Origin of the sequence: Psychrobacter sp. bablab_jr014 (assembly GCF_016464015.1) — a bacterium.
Classification (GTDB): domain Bacteria; phylum Pseudomonadota; class Gammaproteobacteria; order Pseudomonadales; family Moraxellaceae; genus Psychrobacter.
This window is the reverse complement of the sequence record NZ_JACDXT010000043.1, coordinates 1-18,886: the sequence shown is the minus strand read 5'-3', so window position 1 is coordinate 18,886 and position 18,886 is coordinate 1. Positions and strand designations below refer to the sequence as shown.

At 47.7% G+C, this 18,886-nt stretch carries 15 protein-coding genes; 5 read left to right on the top strand and 10 right to left on the bottom strand.

Annotated features, from left to right (window positions below; translation table 11 throughout):
* Window positions 1–479: 479 nt before the first annotated feature.
* Complete coding sequence (locus JIE71_RS09595; RefSeq protein ID WP_199508496.1) at window positions 480–1,316, top strand: lysophospholipid acyltransferase family protein; 837 nt, start codon at window positions 480–482, stop codon at window positions 1,314–1,316.
* 79 nt (window positions 1,317–1,395) lie between these two features.
* Here JIE71_RS09595 and JIE71_RS09590 read toward each other — a convergent pair whose 3' ends face one another.
* Window positions 1,396–2,436, bottom strand: coding sequence for an aldo/keto reductase (locus JIE71_RS09590; RefSeq protein ID WP_199508495.1), 1,041 nt, complete (start codon window positions 2,434–2,436; stop codon window positions 1,396–1,398).
* Window positions 2,437–2,526: 90 nt separating this feature from the next.
* A complete protein-coding gene (gene fkpB / locus JIE71_RS09585) occupies window positions 2,527–3,024 on the bottom strand; it encodes an FKBP-type peptidyl-prolyl cis-trans isomerase (protein ID WP_199508494.1) in 498 nt (165 codons plus the stop codon).
* 234 nt (window positions 3,025–3,258) lie between these two features.
* Between fkpB and JIE71_RS09580 the strand changes: the two genes are divergently transcribed.
* A complete protein-coding gene (locus JIE71_RS09580) occupies window positions 3,259–3,915 on the top strand; it encodes a DUF1294 domain-containing protein (protein ID WP_199508493.1) in 657 nt (218 codons plus the stop codon).
* Window positions 3,916–4,028: 113 nt separating this feature from the next.
* On the opposite strand, the gene lspA is transcribed toward JIE71_RS09580, so the two are convergent.
* Together lspA and ileS are read right to left on the bottom strand one after the other, a co-directional pair.
* Window positions 4,029–4,649 (bottom strand): signal peptidase II, encoded by a 621-nt coding sequence (gene lspA, locus JIE71_RS09575; protein WP_199508492.1) that lies wholly within the window; start codon window positions 4,647–4,649, stop codon window positions 4,029–4,031.
* Window positions 4,642–7,494: an isoleucine--tRNA ligase gene (ileS, locus tag JIE71_RS09570; protein WP_199508491.1), complete on the bottom strand. Its 2,853-nt coding sequence runs from the start codon at window positions 7,492–7,494 to the stop codon at window positions 4,642–4,644. The genes lspA and ileS overlap by 8 nt, the downstream gene beginning before the upstream one ends.
* 558 nt (window positions 7,495–8,052) lie before the next feature.
* Here ileS and ald point away from each other — a divergent pair.
* A complete protein-coding gene (ald, locus tag JIE71_RS09565) occupies window positions 8,053–9,171 on the top strand; it encodes an alanine dehydrogenase (RefSeq protein ID WP_199508490.1) in 1,119 nt (372 codons plus the stop codon).
* Between the two features lie 101 nt (window positions 9,172–9,272).
* Here the strand turns inward: ald and JIE71_RS09560 are convergent, their stop codons facing one another.
* Both JIE71_RS09560 and JIE71_RS09555 read right to left on the bottom strand, forming a co-directional pair.
* Entirely contained in the window at window positions 9,273–9,860 is a 588-nt protein-coding gene (locus JIE71_RS09560) for a protein disulfide oxidoreductase (protein WP_199508489.1), read from the bottom strand.
* Between the two features lie 21 nt (window positions 9,861–9,881).
* Window positions 9,882–11,519, bottom strand: coding sequence for a carbon-nitrogen hydrolase family protein (locus JIE71_RS09555; protein ID WP_199508488.1), 1,638 nt, complete (start codon window positions 11,517–11,519; stop codon window positions 9,882–9,884).
* A 259-nt stretch (window positions 11,520–11,778) separates the two neighbouring features.
* On the opposite strand from JIE71_RS09555, the gene JIE71_RS09550 reads away from it, so the two are divergent.
* Complete coding sequence (locus JIE71_RS09550) at window positions 11,779–12,393, top strand: BLUF domain-containing protein (protein WP_323126928.1); 615 nt, start codon at window positions 11,779–11,781, stop codon at window positions 12,391–12,393.
* Between the two features lie 112 nt (window positions 12,394–12,505).
* On the opposite strand, the gene JIE71_RS09545 is transcribed toward JIE71_RS09550, so the two are convergent.
* A complete protein-coding gene (locus tag JIE71_RS09545; protein ID WP_199508486.1) occupies window positions 12,506–13,936 on the bottom strand; it encodes an FAD-binding oxidoreductase in 1,431 nt (476 codons plus the stop codon).
* A 447-nt stretch (window positions 13,937–14,383) separates the two neighbouring features.
* Here JIE71_RS09545 and serA point away from each other — a divergent pair, with 447 nt between their 5' ends.
* A complete protein-coding gene (gene serA / locus JIE71_RS09540) occupies window positions 14,384–15,610 on the top strand; it encodes a phosphoglycerate dehydrogenase (RefSeq protein WP_199508485.1) in 1,227 nt (408 codons plus the stop codon).
* 264 nt (window positions 15,611–15,874) lie between these two features.
* On the opposite strand, the gene JIE71_RS09535 is transcribed toward serA, so the two are convergent.
* From JIE71_RS09535 to JIE71_RS09525, 3 genes are all read right to left on the bottom strand, one after another.
* Window positions 15,875–16,921 (bottom strand): rhodanese-related sulfurtransferase, encoded by a 1,047-nt coding sequence (locus JIE71_RS09535; RefSeq protein WP_199508484.1) that lies wholly within the window; start codon window positions 16,919–16,921, stop codon window positions 15,875–15,877.
* Window positions 16,922–17,100: 179 nt separating this feature from the next.
* Complete coding sequence (locus tag JIE71_RS09530) at window positions 17,101–17,592, bottom strand: DUF2569 domain-containing protein (RefSeq protein WP_199508483.1); 492 nt, start codon at window positions 17,590–17,592, stop codon at window positions 17,101–17,103.
* Between the two features lie 135 nt (window positions 17,593–17,727).
* Entirely contained in the window at window positions 17,728–18,309 is a 582-nt protein-coding gene (locus JIE71_RS09525) for a tetratricopeptide repeat protein (RefSeq protein WP_199508482.1), read from the bottom strand.
* Window positions 18,310–18,886 lie beyond the last annotated feature (577 nt).

The following is an 18,886-nucleotide window of genomic DNA, read 5'->3' as shown; positions in this document are numbered from 1 at the left end:
TCCCTGCGGGCTGATGCTAAAATTGCCCCATACTGCGTTACAAATCTCGCTAAGGCATCTGCATTATCGTCGCTTTGTGCCTTGTCTGGAACAATTTTAGCAATCAGCAGTGCCTATTTGCGAATGTTCAACACGCCCTAAGGGATACCGCTCTATATGTGGGCGGGCATCGCAATATTAAAGCCTGTAACGGTGCCGGAGGATAAAAAATTGCCCGCTGACTGTGCTTATCATGGCTTTCATTCAGCCCATGAATGTTATTACATGACAAAACCAGACCAGCACGCGGCAAATCGAGCGAAAATGAGGTCAGAGGCAGCTTTATCCATTACTTCTTACCATACGTCCATCGAAGGCGAACAAAGACTTATCATTTAAATGAAGTTTGCTATACTGGCATACGTTTGTACACTGAACCGCTTAGCCTATCGCTAATCAAGCAGTGTTCTATTAATAAAGAGAAATAATGAGGGAGTCCCATGAGCCAAGCCCGCTCAAAGTTTTCAGTCAGACGCCAGCTCAATCGTGGCAGGCAAATCGTCGGTATGACCAGCACGCTTGTGGGTGGCTTCCGCGCCGCCAATCGTATTGGCTCATTTCGTGAGCCTGCACGTGACAAGCTGCCTCGCTACATTCAGATTTTTTGTCGCAAAATGGCAGGCTCATTTGGCGTAGATGTGGTCGAGGTCGAGCCTGTACCACAGCATCACGGCCTATGGGTATCAAACCACGTTTCTTGGATGGACATTCCTGTGGTCGGTACGGTCAGCCCTGCGTTTTTCTTATCCAAAGCCGAGATTGGCGAGTGGCCTGTGTTTGGTAAGTTGGCGCATGCGGCGGGCACGCTGTTTATTCAGCGCGGCTCAGGTGATGTCGGCTCAGTCAGTACCCAGATTGCTGACTTTTTAAAGCAAGGCTTTCCTGTGATTTTCTTCCCCGAAGCCACTACTACTGATGGCACAAAGGTCAAGCGTATTCATGGCACGCTCTTGCAAGCGGCGACTGATGCCGATGTGCCGATTCAGCCGATGGTGCTGTGTTATGTCAACAAAGATGGTACGCTCAGTAAAGAGCTGCCTTATTATGGCAAGCAAACCATGAAGGGCAGTATGAAGCGCGTACTCGACACCAGCGATGTGACCGCGTATGTGTTGCCGCTGGCAGCGATTGACGCGCAAGGCAAAACCAAAAGCGAGCTGACCAACGAGCTACAAAAAGCGATGCGCGATGGTTTGGCAGAGCTGCATTCACGCGTACTGGCAGACGGCGCACAGCCCGAACAAGACGTCAGCATGAATCAAGCAAAATCGGCATAAGACAATCAGCTAATATAAAAAAGGCGACAATATGAGTATTGTCGCCTTTTTTGTGCGGGTTGTTCGACTGACTGATAGGTTATGGCGAAGGGTTTGGTTGGCGCTCGTGTACTGCGTCAATCGCCTCAAGCACGTCCTCGCTCAAGGTCACATCAATGCTGTCGATGTTGCTTTTGAGCTGCTGCATTGTGGTTGCGCCAATGATATTACTGGTGACAAAGGCACGTGAATTGATAAATGCCAATGCCATCTGTGCCATATCTAGACCTGCGTCGGCAGCGATTTTGGCATACTGCTCGGTGGCCCATTCTGCTTGCTCACCTGTATAACGCGCATAATGGTCATACTCAGTCAGACGTGCGCCTGCTGGACGCTGACCGTTGAGATATTTACCTGATAAGACGCCAAAGCCGAGCGGTGAATAGGCAAGCAGCCCGACGTTTTCACGGTGCGCAATCTCAGCCATGTTCACTTCGTATAAGCGGTTTAATAAGCTATAAGGGTTTTGCACAGTAATCGGTGGAATTAAGCCGTTTTTTTCGGCTTCCCACAGATAGCGCATCAAGCCCCACGCTGTATCGTTTGATAAGCCATAAGCGCGGATGCGACCTTTTTTAATCTCATCATTCAGCGCTTGAATAGTCTCTAAAAATGGCGTCAAATCGTCCAAAGACTGTGCCGCCATCTCATTGGTGTAACCGCGCTTGCTAAAAAAATTGGTCTGACGCTCAGGCCAATGCAGCTGATAGACGTCGATATAATCGGTCTGCAAGCGTTTAAGATTGTCATCAATCGCTGAGCTGATATGCTCGGCGGTAAAGCGCGTTTGCCCATCACGCAAAAAGCCTAAGGGCGAGATTTTGCTGGCAAGTATTACTTCATCACGGCGATTGTTTTTAGCAAACCATGAGCCGATACAGCGCTCGGTCGCGCCTTGTTTGTCCTTATCTGGCGGTGAGGGGTACATCTCCGCCGTGTCCCAAAAGTTTACGCCACGCTCAAGTGCATAGTCCATCTGCTCGTGTGCTTCGGCTTCGCTGTTCTTTTCGCCCCACGTCATTGTGCCCAGACAGATTTTGGACACTTTTTCATCAATTTGTGGGAGGATGTTATATTGCATGGCGTTGTCCTTTTTTTGGTTGGGTTATTATTGTTGCAAATATTTCAAACAATAGCGTTACAGACGAGTTGCTTGAGCCTATCGATAGACTTACATCAGCTGTATGCCTGTGACCCCAGGCGGCGTCACTTTAAAAATTTGTACTTTAAACAAGACCGTTTGTCCTGCTAGGGGATGATTAAAATCCACTTCCACATCATCGTCATCGACAGCACGCACTACACCAGGTAAGGTGTTTTTGCCCTTGTCTTCAAACTCCATCATCATACCGACTTCAGGCGTGCCGACCGCGTGCGCAAACTGCGTGCGGTTAAACTTTTGGATATTTTCAGGATTCCATTCGCCAAAAGCTTGCTCAGGCGGCAAGTGTGCAGTGCGGGTGTCGCCAGCGCGTAGGTTCATCAGTACCTTTTCAAAGCCTTCAAGCAGGCTCTCATCACCGATGGTGAGGGTCACAGGTTCAGGGCGGCTAAAGGTCGAGTCGATAACGGTACCATTCTCTAGCGAGACTTCAAAATGCAGCTTGACTTGGCTGCCGTGGGTGATGCGAGTGTCTTCGTTGGGATTGATAAATTGGCTGTCGGTCATGGCGGGGCATACTCTCTTAATAAAAACCGTTTTGATAAAAAACAATGCGGCTAGTCTAGCATAGCTGGGCGTATTCATGGTTGTCAGAGACAAACAATCACGCCATTGCTACAAAGCGTAGCAGAGTGACTATCCGTAGGAGGCGAGCATACAGTATCTAATATCAACGTAAAACAGAGCACAAAAGTCACGTATAATTGGACGCTTATCACTGCCACTTATCAAAGGTCACGCATGAGCACAAATAATCCAACCAAATATCAAGGGCATGTTCGCGATTGGCGCGATGACAAGGGCTTTGGCTTTATTGAAACTGACAACGGCGACAGGCTTTTTTTTCATATCCGTGATTTTAAGGCAGCACGGCGTCCGAGCGTGGGTGAGGCGGTGGTGTTCCAAATCGGTCAGGATGCCAAAGGACGTAAATGTGCGCAAATGGTGCAAGAGCTTGCGTTCGTGCAGAAAAAAATGGCAGAAAAAAACAGCCAAATCCGTAAGCGCAATCAAAAGCGCAGCCAGCAAGCAGACTTTGAGGCGGGACAAAAAAAGCGTCTGTATTTGGCTATTGGCTTTTATATGGTACTGATTGTCCTTGCTGTCAAAAGCAGCATTCCGTGGTTGGTCGTGGGCTGGTATGTCGTGCTGGGTATCGTCACTTACTTTATGTATGCCAAAGATAAAGCTGCGGCGCAAAATAATGACTGGCGCACACCTGAGGCCACGCTGCATTTATTAAGCGCGGCAGGTGGCTGGGCAGGGGCGATGGTCGCACAGACTTACTTACGCCATAAATCACAAAAGGCAGAATTTCGCCTCAATTATTATATGACGGTGTTGATTAACTTGGCGGTATTATTGGCATTGATGCACTATCAGCCGCTACCGCTATGATGCTTTTTTAACCAAAATTGAATCAAAAATCGCGCATAAAAAATCCTGCCCTACTGTTAAGCAGGGCAGGACGCTATAAAATACTTTAACCAAACAGCTTACATCAGTGGCGGTTAGCGTTGACGTCGTTTTTCCAAAAACAGCATGTCAATCACAATCAGCACCACGCCGATGGTGATGCCCATATCCGCAATGTTAAAAATCGGATAGTGCCACGCATCGTAATAATGCACGTGAATAAAATCAATCACGTGCCCATGTAGTAAGCGGTCAATCAAGTTACCCACCGCACCGCCGAGCATCAGCGCCAGACCTGCGGACAGCAGCTTGGCTTGACGTGGAACGCGCATCAAGTAAACGAGCAAGAACAGTGACATTGCCAGCGCCAGCCCCGCAAAAAACCACTTTTGCCAGCCGCCCGCTTCGGCCAAAAAGCTAAACGCCGCGCCGTAGTTGTACGCGAGCGTCCAGTTGAGTACAGGCTCAATCACAGGCACAGGCTGATAAAAGGTCAATGTGGTCTCGGCCAGCCATTTGGTCCATTGGTCAACGCCCAACAGCAAAATTGCCAAGCCATACCACATAAATGCCTTGCTGCCGTTGGCAACGACTTTTGGGCTTTTATTCAAACGCCCTTTGGGCACGCTTGAGTTGCCTGTCGTGACGTGTGCAGGCGCGCGCGTGTCTTGTTGTTTACTTGGCGCCTGCTCGTTATGGTTTGCGCCATTAGGCATAATCACGCACCTCACCACTGCCAGCGACGTTGCTCACGCAGCGCGCGCACAGTTCAGGATGGGCGCTATCGACACCGATATCATCACGCACGTGCCAGCAGCGCACACACTTGGTGCCCTCGGCAGCCGTCACGCTAACGGCGAGCGCGTCTGCACCGTCTTCGGTTGTGGTGGCCGCTTTGATAGCTTCATGCGCATCCGCGAATGGCAATAGCTCAGCATGACTGGTAATCAAAACAAAGCGCAGCTCGTCGTCAAGCTTAGCAAGGCTGTCATGTAGCGCGCCATCGGCGTATAGCGTCACGCTGGCTGACAGATTGCTGTTAATGGTTTTGTTCTCACGCGCCGTTTCGATAGATTTATTGACCACATCTTTGGCGTCCAAGATACGTTGCCAGTCGTCACCTGTGACGCGGCTCAGCTCAAAGGCTGGGAAGTCGTACCACGCTTGGGTAAACACATAGCGGTCGGCATCCGCAGTTTTTTGGTTCAGCACTTCCCACGCTTCTTGCGCCGTGAATGACAACACAGGCGCAATCCAGCGAATCAGTGCTTGTGCGATGTGATAAATCGCAGTTTGTGCAGAGCGGCGCGGCTGTCCATCCGCCTTAGTGGTGTACTGACGGTCTTTAATGATGTCTAAGTAAAAGCCGCCCAAGTCTTGTGAGCAGAACGCGGTCACGTGCTGGGTGACTTGATGAAAGTCCATCGCGTCATAGGCGCTGATGATTTGTGCTTGCAAGTCCTCTGCACGCGCTAAGATAAACTTATCCAGACTGACCAGCTCGTCCATCGGCATGCTATCGGTCGCAGGGTCAAAGTCATCGGTATTGGCCAGCAAAAAGCGCAAAGTATTGCGGATACGGCGGTATTGGTCGGTTGCGCCTTTGAATGACGCTTTACTGACCGACATCTCATAGCGATAATCAACTGAGGCAACCCACAAACGTAGGAAATCTGCGCCAAGCGTGTCAAACACGTCTTGTGGCTCAAAGCCTTTGGTATTGCCAAGTGATTTTGACAGCTTGCGCCCTTTGGCATCAATGGTAAAGCCGTGCGTCAAGACTTGCTTAAACGGCGGACGACCGTACATCGCCTCTGAGGTCAATAGCGAGGTCTGGAACCAGCCGCGATGCTGGTCAGAACCTTCTAGGTACATATCGGCAGGGTTGGTCAGCTCATCGCGCTGCTCAAGGACGGCAAAATGCGTTGTGCCTGAGTCAAACCACACATCTAATGTGTCGGTTGCTTTATCATAATACTGCGCGTCATCGCCCAAGAAATCTTCACAGCTGGCATCAAACCACGCTTCGATACCGCCCGCTTGGATCTTTTGTGCGGCGACTTCCATCAGCTCGCTGGTGTTTGGATGCAGCTCGCCTGTGTCTTTATGGGTAAAGAAGGTAATCGGCACACCCCACGTACGCTGGCGGCTGATACACCAATCAGGACGACCGTTCATCATCGATTCGATGCGGTTTTGACCCCATGCTGGCGTCCACTCAACCTTGGGAATGTCTTCAAGCGCTTTGGCACGCAAGTTTTGTGCTTCCATGCTGATAAACCACTGCGGGGTTGCGCGGAAGATAATCGGTGACTTATGACGCCAGCAATGCGGATAGCTGTGCTCAATCTTACTGTGGTGCAATAAGTGACCATTGTCATTAAGTGCCGCGATGATTTGCGGATTGGCTTTATAGATATGCTCGCCTGCAAATACCGCCGCGCTGTCTAAATACACACCACTTGCGCCAACGGGGTTTTCAACCGTTAAGTTGTATTTTTGCCCAACGATATAATCGTCCAGACCGTGACCTGGCGCTGTATGTACAAGGCCCGTACCACTATCAGTGGTCACGTGCTCGCCTAGGATAATCGGTACTTGACGCTCAGCAATCAGCGGATGCTGTACTTGGATGTTTTCCAGCTCGGTGCCTGTGACAGTCGCCAATACGCCTTGGTTTTCAGCACCCAAAGATTCAATCGCGCTATCGACCAATTCACTTGCAAGCAGCAAGTTGCCTTTATCGGTTTTAACCACGCTGTAGCTGTGTTCAGGATGTACCGAGATGGCTTGGTTGGCGGGCAAGGTCCACGGCGTTGTGGTCCAGATGACTGCCATGATGCTGCCGTCAATGTCAGCAAGTGCAGCGTGCGCGGCATTATCTACGATATCAAAGCCCACATAGATGGCGTCCGAGACCTTGTCATGGTATTCCACTTCGGCTTCGGCAAGTGCAGAGCCACAGTCCAAGCACCAGTTGACAGGCTTCATACCGCGCGTCACATGACCATTGTCATAGATTTTGCCAAGGGCGCGTACGATGTTCGCTTCTTGCGCAAAGTTCATAGTCAGATAGGGATTTTGCCAATCGCCGAAGATACCCAAGCGCTTAAAGTCCGCCATTTGTAGCTTGACTTGGCTGGCAGCGTATTCGCGGCACAGACCACGAAATTCAGTCGCTGAGACTTTTTGGCCGACTTTACCGACTTTGGCTTCAACCTTTTGTTCGATAGGCAGACCATGACAGTCCCAACCTGGTACATACGGTGCATCAAAGCCTGACAAAGTCTTTGACTTAACAATAATGTCTTTTAAGACTTTATTTACCGCGTGTCCTAAGTGAATCTGACCGTTGGCATACGGAGGGCCATCGTGCAAAATGTATTTGGGCGCGCCTTCACGTGCGGCACGGATTTTGCCATACACGTCATCAGCGTCCCACGCCGCCAGCCAGTCAGGCTCGCGTTTTGAGAGATTGGCACGCATTGGAAATACGGTATCAGCAAGATTTAAGGTGTCTTTATAATCTTGGCTAGGGGTGTCGTTTTTCTGGTCAGTCATAGAGAGGTTCTTTGTTAAAGTAAACGTGAGGGCAGGGCAGCAGTGCTTATCGTATTCAATGTCTTCAAAGCAGCGGCCTCAAAAAAAGGCATGTCAATCGCCCTATTATATGACAAAACCGATAGGGTAAAAAGGGCTGCAAGCAAGCGCACTTATTCCATAAAAAAAATGTTATTTGCCCCATAAATAATAGTTGCATCGGCGGTTTATTTTGGCATACTAAGGAGGCGAAGTAAGCACACGTAATAACCTACCACAGTTGAGTGCTTATCTGAAAATAACCTCGCGATTTTACCAAAATCGTTCGCATGATATGCGTTAGGGTATGTCCAAAAGAGATGCCGTAACCACCCAATACAGCAAGGCGGACAACGCAGTCACCATAGTGGTGATGTACTGTCATAGAACATCAAACAGCGGATCAATACAAGGTATTGGTAGCGCTGTTTCTTTTTTATGATGGCTGCTGATTGGCGATTGGCTATGACGTTTCAATAAACGAAACGTTTTCGTTCAAAAAAAACTGATTATCATACATTTCAGTTGCAAGGAGTAGCAATGAAAATAGGTATCCCAAAAGAGACCAAAAACAACGAAAACCGCGTTGGTATGACCCCAAGTGGCGTCAGTGTTTTAGTAGACCAAGGGCACGAAGTATTGGTAGAGACCAATGCAGGTGCGGGTTCATACTTTACTGATGATGATTACCGACAAGCAGGCGCGAGCATCGTTGACAGTGCTGATGCCGCATGGGATAGCGAACTGGTTATTAAAGTTAAAGAACCACAAGCCAGCGAATATCCATATCTGAAAAAGGGTCTGACCCTATTCACCTATCTACACCTTGCCAGTGCCCCAGAATTGACCAAAGTCTTGGTTGATAACGAAGTGACCGGCATCAGCTATGAAACCGTACAAAAAGCCGACGGTTCATTGCCACTCTTGACGCCAATGAGTGAAATTGCAGGTCGCTTGAGCACGCAAATCGGCGCACAGTTCCTACAAGCCTTCTACGGCGGCAAAGGCGTGCTACTTGGTGGCGTACCTGGCGTCAAACGCGGTAAAGTCACCGTTATCGGCGGCGGCGTTGCGGGTACTGAAGCGGCGAAAATGGCGGTTGGCTTAGGCGCGGACGTGACCATTCTTGACCTTGATGCCAAGCGTCTAAAGCAGCTGTCTGAGCTGTTCGGCAATACCGTACAAACGCTGATGTCAAACAAAGTCAACATCGCAAACAGCGTAAAAGACAGTGATTTGGTTATCGGTGCGGTACTGATTCCAGGTGCAGCAACACCAAAGCTGGTCACCGAAGAGATGATTCAGTCTATGAGCGCAGGCAGCGTTGTGATTGATGTGGCGATTGACCAAGGCGGTATGTTTGAAACCACCGACCACATTACCACGCACGACAACCCAACCTACACCAAACACGGCGTGATTCACTACAGCGTCGCGAATATTCCAGGCTCTGTGCCACGTACCTCAACCATCGCATTATCGAACGTTACCTTACCGTACATCGTTGCCCTTGCCAACAAAGGCTTTGAGCAAGCGTGCCGTGATGACGCTGCGTTGATGAAAGGCATGAACACCTTGCAAGGTCACTTGACCTATCAAGCCGTTGCCGAAGCACTAGGCTACGACTACAAAGACGTGAACGAGCTACTGCCTGCTTAATAAGTAAGCACTAGATGTACCCATGAAAATACCGAACGGGTTATCGCGTTCGGTATTTTTTTGTCTTTAAAATAAGTAAAATAATAAGTAAAAATTAAAGATTAGTGTAAAAGGTCGCTTAACCACAAACGCAAACGCAGCGACCATGCAGGCTGAATGCCCGTTAATCCTTGCGTCATTTTGCCATCATTAATAATCACATAAGAAGGCGTGACTTGTCCTTGCCAATCGGCGAAAATACGCCCATCACTGTCGTTAATGGTGGTAAAGCTCAAATTTTCTGTCTGTAAATACTGCCCCAGCGTTTGCTTATCGCCCGATTTTATAGCGACCGTCACCACAGGATAAGCACCCGTCGCCGATAAGTTATTAATGGTCGGGGAGGTAATATGACACACACTGCACCAACTGCCCCAAAAATACACCAATACAGGCGTATCCGTGCTTAATGCCGCGATATCTATCTCGTGACCTTGATAGTCTTGTAATTGCAGATTGGGATTGGCAGGCATGACAGGCTGCCGCCACCAGCTGAGTACACTATAGAGCACGGCAAATAACAACAGCGTGAAGCCCCAACCGCGCAGCCGCTGCCATAGGCTGCGTTGTCTGGGTGTCGATGCTGGCGCGTTATCAGTCGTGTTATCAGGCGCGATGCGCTTATCGGTCGGGGTATCAGGCGTGGGCATAGTTAGCAGTTATTGGTTATCCTATGGTTTTTGGGCGCGGTCTTGTAATGGGTTACCAATGAGCACGCTGCCTGAATTTTCGCGGCGTTCGGCATCGCTCAGTTTACTCGCCGATACTTTGGACTTTTTCTTCCATTTTAGACTAAATAAGTCATCACGGCGGTCGATTAAGTTGTGTACCGAGCCTTCGTTACGCACGTGTGTGAGCTTGTCCAAGTCCACATCTGAGAAGAAAATCATCTCAGTGTTTGGCGTGGTTTCCGCCATAATCGCATCGTGCGGAAACGCAAAGTCAGACGGCGAGAAGATAGAGGACTGCGCGTACTGAATGTCTAGACTTTCAACCTGCGGCAAGTTACCTACCGAACCGCAAATCATCACATAGCATTCATTTTCAATGGCGCGCGCTTGCGCGCAATGACGCACCCGTAAGTAACCGTTTTTGGTATCGGTCCAAAACGGTACAAACAAAATATCCATGTCATCTAAAGCCAACAGGCGCGCAAGCTCAGGAAATTCAACGTCATAGCAGACCAAGATGCCCACGCGCCCGGCATCGGTATCAAAGACTTGTACTTTGTCTCCGCCCTCAATAACCCAAGCGCTACGCTCGTGCGGCGTGATATGAATCTTGCGCTGCTCCTCAACCGTACCATCTCGGCGGCACAAGTAGCTGACATTGTATAAGGTGTCGTCTTCGTCCAAAAAGGGCATCGAGCCAGTAATGACGTTGACGTTATAACTGACTGCTAGATGCGAGATTTCATTCTTAAACCATTCGGTATAATCGGCCAAAAAGCGAATGGCGATATTTTGATCTGTTGATTCACATAAGCCCATTAATGGCGCATTAAAAAACTCTGGCAAACAGGCAAAATCAGAATTATAATCCGCCATTACATCGACGAAGAATTCTACTTGTTGTAGCAGCTCCTCAGGCGACTCCACCTCACGCATCTGCCACTGAATACCACCGATACGCACCTCGGATTTACGGGTGTTGGGTTTGTAATCTTGCGGCTCATAATAGATGTTTGACCACTCAAGCAAGGTCGCAAAGCCTTTAGATTGTTTATCATCAGGCAGATAGCCACTTAAGATGCGTTTAACAATAAAGCCATTTGACAGCTGAAACGATAGAGCAGGGTCGTGAATCTCACGTGATTCAACCGCATCAATATACTCGCCAGGGGTCAAGTCTTTGTGGTTGTAATAGTTGGGAATGCGTCCGCCTGCTAAAATAGCGCGGAAATTCATTTGGCGACACAGCTCTTTACGCGCATCGTAAAGACGACGCCCTAGACGATAACCGCGATAATCAGGGTCAATCAGCGCATCCAAGCCATAGATGGCATCGCCCTCAGGGTTGTCTTTGATAATCTCACGTTGGCCGATTAAGTCGCCATAAGTATGCGGATTAGAAAACTTGGCATAGTCCACGCGCATTGAGAGCACAATGCCAATTAATTTATCGTGGTCAAAGAGGGCAATCTGACCTTCAGGAAAGGCATCAATTAGGGTATGAATGGTCGTTTTTGACCACGAACCACCGAGGTTAACATATACCTTATCCATAAGCGCTTTTAGCTGCGGATAATCCTTTTTTTTGATTTCAGCAATGCTTAGATGAAAATCTTCTGGTTTGTCGATATTGCTCATTGGCTACCTATTTTTAAGTTAAAAGAGTGATAATGGTTATTAATATACTTTATTTGGTTTTACTTTGTACGATAACTAAACAATTCTGTATTCTGAAAGGGAAACAGGTCTAAACGACAGTTAAAAATATAATATTATATAATGAAAGCATAAATTCAATTATTACTGCTTCGTATATGATTATTTAAGAAGCTTTGTCTTTGATTTACCGTTATTTTTTACGTCATCCTTAGGACTGATCGTCATGAACGAATGTCAAGTGAGTACAATAAAAGCTCTGCAAAACGTTGCTGAAGATGCGCTGGTTCAGCTCGTTTATGTCAGCTGTATTAGCCTTGGCAGCCGCCTGAATATGTCTATCTTTGACGACATTGAAGGCCAAGCCAGCAAGTACAATCAGTCGCAGAACATTACTGGAATTTTGTGCTATGGTAATGGACAATTTTTCCAATGCATCGAAGGGACTAAACAAAAAATATTGAATCTTCAACGGAGTATATGCTCCGATAAGCGGCATAAGGATATAAAAATATTAATAGCACGTCCTATCAAAGAGCGTAGCTTTGCTGATTGGCGGATGCGCTCACTCTTTTTAGAGCGCTGGATGTGGTCACCCACAACCAAAGCACAAGCGGATACACTATCGCCCTTTATGCCCTTTCATCCGCGCCACTGGAATGAGGGGCACACGCACCAGTTTTTACAGACGATCCAAGGATTTCACAATCCGCCTCATGTGCGCGCTGCAGGCATTACCTATAATGCATTTGGTAATATGGTGCAGCATGTTGCCGCACCGCATCAAGCCTTTTTGTTGGTACAAGGTATCTTGACTTTACTTGTGGTGCTTGCCTTAACGTGGATGTTTTTATGATTTTAATCGCTTCTTTATTTTAAAAAAGTAAGTTTGATAATAAAAAACGCCGCATACTTATAAAGCATGTGGCGTTTTTTTATGGCTATAAACCATAATGAAGTATCAAAAGTTAGGCATCAAAGATTTTGCCGCGATTCATGATGTTGTTCGGGTCAAAGACTTTCTTGATGGCCTTTAAATATTCAATTTCGGTTTCACTGCGGCTGTAGTGCAAATACGGCTTTTTGGTCATGCCCACGCCATGTTCTGCGGACACTGAGCCGTCGTATTTTTTGACCGTTTCAAACACGTGTTTGTTGACCACTTGGCACTCAGCAAAAAAGTCATCTTTGCTCATGTTTTCAGGCTTTAGGATATTTAGGTGCAAGTTGCCATCGCCAATGTGCCCAAACCAGCAGACCTCAAAGTCAGGATAATTGTCGTTGACAATGGTGTCGATGTCATTGATAAAGTCAGGCACGCGGCTGATTAGTACCGACACGTCGTTTTTGTAGGGCGTAAAGACAGAAATGGTCTCTGAGATATATTCGCGCAGCTTCCACAGCTCTTCGGCCTGTGCAATGCTTTGGCTCATTACGCCATCGACCACCCAGCCTGACTCCATGCACGACTCAAACACTTCCATCGCCTTATCCATGATTGGCTCGTAAGGCGCTTCAAATTCTAGTAAGGTATAAAACTTGGTGCGCGATTCAAACGGCTCTTGGACTTGACCGTGTGCCATCAGTTTATCAATCGCAACGCTGTCAAAAAATTCAAACGCGGTTAAGTCAATCTTGGCTTGAAACGCTGACAAGACGTTCATGACGTCTGAAAATTCATCCATACCAAGCACCATAACCGTCAAGTCTTGTGGCTGACGCTCAAGCTTGATTTGTGCTTCGGTGACAAAGCCCAGCGTACCTTCGGCACCGATGAATAACTGACGTAAATCATAGCCTGTAGCATTTTTAATCATGCCGCGATTGAGCTTGAGAATATCGCCTTTACCCGTGACTACAGTCAAGCCCATCACCCATTGGCGGGTCATGCCGTAGCGAATTACTTTAATGCCGCCTGCGTTGGTACCGATGTTGCCGCCCATTTGGCTCGAGCCAGCAGAGGCAAAATCGACAGGGTAGTACAGGTCTTTGTCTTCGGCGAACTGCTGAAGCTGCTCAGTGACCACGCCCGCTTCAATCGTGACCAAGCGGTCGGCAGGGTAGAACTCACCGATGCGGTTCATCTTATCAAAGCTGACCACCACCTCACCATCAGCAGCGACCGCGCCTGCGGACAGACCTGTGCGCCCGCCACTTGGGGTCAGTACCACGCCGTGCGTATTGGCAAGTTTGACAATACTTTGGACTTGTTCAGTGGTCTTTGGAAAGACAATGGCAGTCGGCTTTGGCGCAAAATGTTTGGTCCAGTCTTTGCCCCAATAATCAAGACTTTCAGCATCGGTTTTGATTTGATTGTCGTCAAACTGATGCTCAGTCGTGAGCGCGGTTAATAGCGCTTGCACGGTTTCTGGAAGCAGCGGCGTCTGGCTTTGTGTCATAATAAACTCTCAATAGGCAAGTTGGCGGCACTTGACTCATATCATGGTAAACATATCAAAAAGGCGGCGCAGCCGATAACAGCACGGCGACGCTGAACCCATGATAATACAGAGTATGCATCTGGGTATCAACACGCAGCAGCGCAAATCAGCGCGAATATAAGTTATGCAGCCATTCTTGACGGTTGACGCCGCGCTTTGGCGTTATGACGCGCACGAATGAAGCCGCTCGCCTTAGGCTGACAAGCGCCCCTTGGGTCAATGCGTGCGAGCTGGCATAATAAGAGCTGGGCGATTGCTATCGGTCTGCACTGCTAACCTAAATTGTTTTCAGGCTTCATGGTTAATAATTCAGTTTATTGGCTAACATCGATAGGCAATTTTGTGTAAGATAACCGTACTGTTTTTTACTTCATTCACCGAGTATCGTTATAGGACAAGTTTCACATGGCGTTATCACTAGAAAAAGATAAAATCCGTTTTTTACTACTAGAAGGCGTACACGACAACGCATTAAAAGTACTAAAAGACGCGGGCTACACCAATATTGAATATCTGGCAGAAGCCTTGGACCAAGACGAGTTGATCGAAAAAATCAAAGACGCGCACTTTGTTGGCGTACGCTCGCGTACTCAATTAACGCGCGAAGTGCTTGAGTCGGCGAACAAGCTGATTGGTATTGGCTGCTTTTGCATCGGTACCAACCAAGTGGACTTGGACGCGGCGCGTGAGCTGGGTATTCCTGTCTTTAACGCCCCATACTCAAACACCCGTTCGGTGGCTGAACTGGTACTTGCCGAAGCGGTCATGCTGTATCGCGGCATCCCTGAGAAAAACGCGGTCGTCCATCGTGGCGGCTGGGGCAAATCTGCCAAAAACTCACACGAAGTACGCGGCAAAACCATTGGTATCGTGGGCTACGGTTCAATCGGTTCGCAGCTGTCTGTGCTTGCCGAAAGCTTTGGTATGAAAGTCATCTATCATGATGTGGTAACCAAATTGCCACTCGGTAATGCGCAGCAAGTGGGCAGCTTGGATGAGCTACTTAACAAAGCGGATATCGTGACCTTACATGTGCCTGATGAGCCAAGCACCCGCTACATGATGAAAAAAGCACAGTTTGACCAAATGAAAGCGGGCAGCTACTTTATCAATGCCGCACGTGGTACGTGTGTTGAGATTGATGACCTAGCTGACGCGCTAGAGTCAGGCAAAATCTTGGGCGCAGCGGTTGACGTGTTCCCGAAAGAGCCAAAATCAGCGGACGAAGAGTTTGAATCACCACTGCGTAAGTTTGACAATGTCATCTTGACCCCGCACATCGGTGGCTCAACCCAAGAAGCGCAAGCCAATATCGGTCTAGAAGTGGCAGAGAAGTTTGTGAAATACTCTGACCAAGGTGACACCATCACTGCTGTGAACTTCCCAGAAGTGTCTATTCCGTTTAAAGAAGGCACGCACCGTCTGCTGCACATCCATAAAAACGTGCCAGGCGTATTGTCACAGATTAACCGTCTGTTCGCTGAAGCCAATATCAACATCATCGCGCAGAGCCTGATGACTGAAGGCGATGTGGGTTATCTGGTGATGGACGTGGATTATAACGACTCGCGTGCGGCGCTTGACCAGCTTAAAGACGTGGAAGAAACCATCCGCATCCGTATCTTGTTCTAAACGATACAAAACATTAAGCATAAAAAAAGAGAGGCGCTATCGTCTCTCTTTTTTTTATACGTGCGTTTTTTACAGTCATCAGCAAACACGTTATAAAGTAGGGTTAAAAGTGGCTGTTATAGTCAAACCAAAATAAAACTGATATAGCGTTAAAAACACGCTTGATTAAACACTATTTTTCTTGCTTGCTGTGACTTCGTCTTTTGATGCTGCGAAAAATAGCCTTTAATCTCGCTATGCTATTTTTAAATTGACTTGTTTATATTACGCTTTAGACTTTGCCTCATTGGCTTCTTCAGCACGGCGGCGCGCCTCAAGCTTTGCCGCTTTACGCTGCTCGATGACGTCCAGCACATCGCTACCGATATGTGTCTCACCGCGTGCTTTGGCAAGCTGCATTTGGCGCTCGCGCTCGCGGAAACGGGCTTTTTGCTCTTCGGTCGCCTTGTCGATACAATGCGGGCAAGACTCGCCTTTGACATAGGCGGGGCTTTCTTGGTCGGCTTTGGTAATCGGCATGCGGCACGCGTAGCACTGGTCGTAGTCGCTCTTTTCTAGGTTGTGATTGACCGCCACACGGTTATCAAATACAAAACAGTCGCCTTTCCACATCGACTCTTCAGCAGGCACTTCCTCTAGGTATTTTAAGATGCCACCTTCTAAGTGATACACCTCTTCAAAGCCTTGCTGGCGCATATAGGCGGTTGATTTTTCGCAGCGGATACCGCCTGTGCAAAACATCGCCACTTTCTTGTGCTTGCTTGGGTCAAGGGTCTTTGCCACATACTCAGGAAACTCACGGAATGTCTCGGTTTCAGGATTGATGGCGTTTTCAAAGGTGCCGATTTGTACTTCGTAATCGTTACGGGTGTCAATCAATACCACATCAGGGTCGGAGATGAGCGCATTCCACTCGTGCGGTTTGACGTAGCGACCGACCGACTGTAGCGGGTCGATGCCTTCTACGCCCATCGTCACGATTTCTTTTTTGAGCTTTACCTTAGTGCGGTAAAACGGCTGGCTGTCAGTGTACGACTCTTTAAACACAAACTCGCCAATCGCTTCGATGCTGCGTAAGTAGTTCAGCACGGCATCAATGCCAGCGCGGGTGCCAGAGATGGTGCCGTTAATGCCTTCATGGGCGATGAGTAGCGTGCCTTTGACGCCATGCTCAAGCATGGTGTTTAGGATTGGTTCGCGGTACTGCTCAAACTCTGCAAATGGCGTGAACTTGTACAGCGCGGCAACGACGATGTTGTTCACTTCGCTGTCATAGGCGGGGCTAGCGGGGTGTTTGGTTTCGCTCGTCATGGTGCTCTCCTGCGGGCTGGGTCGCAAACCCAGTGCATTGTTTTAAAATTAAAGAAAAAAATACCATTAGCGTAATTGTGGAATTGCGCCAAGGCGTGCGTAGTGTAGCAAATTTTATGAGGGTTTGAATAGCCTATGAACAGATTGGCAATAATGCTGATGGTCAAAACAAGTCGCTGCTAGTAAATAAACGTCGCCTTCACGCGCTTTGACACCAGCATATAGGGTATCCATATCACGCAAGACACCAGCGTGCGCAAGACCTCTTTGCCTGTATCTGCGTCAAATATAGGCACATCAGGCAACACCAGCTTGACAGCAAGGGCGTCTAGAATAATCAGCACAAAGGTAGCTAAGAGCGCGCCGATATACCACTTTGGAAACTGACGTTTTTTATTAAAAAACAAAAACGCGACCCACAGCCAGAGCGTCAATAACATCAGGTTGAAGCCAATCTCACCCAAAAAAATTGGCTTCCACAACACGTGATAATATTCGGTATCAGGTGTGGTTAATAAGTCCCAATAGCCCTCGGTAAGAATCTCAGAATACAGCAACGCGGTATCAAAAGCGATTTTAAACGGCACAAAAACAATACTAATGGCGACGAGGATAAGCCAGCCGCCCAGCCCTGCTATATTTTTTGTTTGCTGTACATTATTTGCCGCCACAGTACATCTCGTTTTATAGAATAAAAACAAAAGTTTATCAGTTAATGGCTTTTAAAGTCAGCAAATAAAAATGCAAACACAAAAAATCCAGCACAGTGGCTGGATTTTTTATACGCGATATCAATAGCGCTTGGCTTATTTGCTTTGGAACCAGCTGTCTGCTTGGCTGCGCGCACTGGCGATATCTGAGCTGGACAAGTTCAATGCCAGTTGACCGATTTTACCGCGGGCCTTGGTGCGGACTTTTTCGTCCAGCATGCCATCACGGGCAGCAAGGTCATACCACTTATAGGCATCAACGAGGTTTTGTTGTTTTTCATCGAGGAGCGCGAGCGTATAGCTGGCACGGTTGTCGCCACGCATGGCAGCTTTTTCTAACCAGCCACGGGCTTTTTGTAGGTTAGGCTGAACGCCTTCACCACGCAAATACATGATGGCAAGGTTCAACTGAGCAGGGGCAACACCTTGTTCGGCGGCACGCGTGTACCACTGTATGGCTTCTTGAGTATTTTTTGCGACGCCTTGTCCTTTTTGTAGGCGTTTAGCTAGATAGAATTGCGCATGGTCATTGCCACTTGCTGCACGGGCAGACAGTTCGCCAACTTCCATCAACTCAAAACGTGAGGTATCTAATGGGACATTAGCGGTCAGCTCTGCATTTGCCAAACCCGCGACCGAGAATACAGCCGTAAATAACGCAGCCTTCAATACTTTCATAGCAGCTCCAAGATAAAACATAAAAACATCGTCATTGTTGCCGCAAAGACAAGCATATGAGCGAACCTGTGATAAACGGTGATATAAACATGTCACCATTAAGCCAGTCATACTTTCAACTTAAATATATGATAGCAAGTCGATAAGTGGTCGTAAAAAAAGACAGGCGGTCATATAAAAGACAGTCAATCCATTGACAGCTCTGTGAAACTTAGCTTAACACTCAAACTTACGAAACTCAAATATTAATTACAGCGTTTAACGTAAAAAAACCTAAAATAGAATGTAACAAAATCATACAGTTAGCCTATCCAACTATATTCTGCGCGTTATACAAAAGTTATTGTAATATAAAAGAAAAAATACTTTACAAAAGGTTATAAAGTATTGACGTGGCCATTATCGATATTAAAAAGTCCTTGCCATGAGATATAGTCAGTTCACTATAAAATCGATACGATGAGATTAAACGCTATTTTTCGCAGCATCAAAAGACGTAGTCACAGCAAGCAAGGAAAATAGCGTTTAATCAAATGAATTTATTGTCCTGTATCGTTTTTATTTAGAGTTAACTATA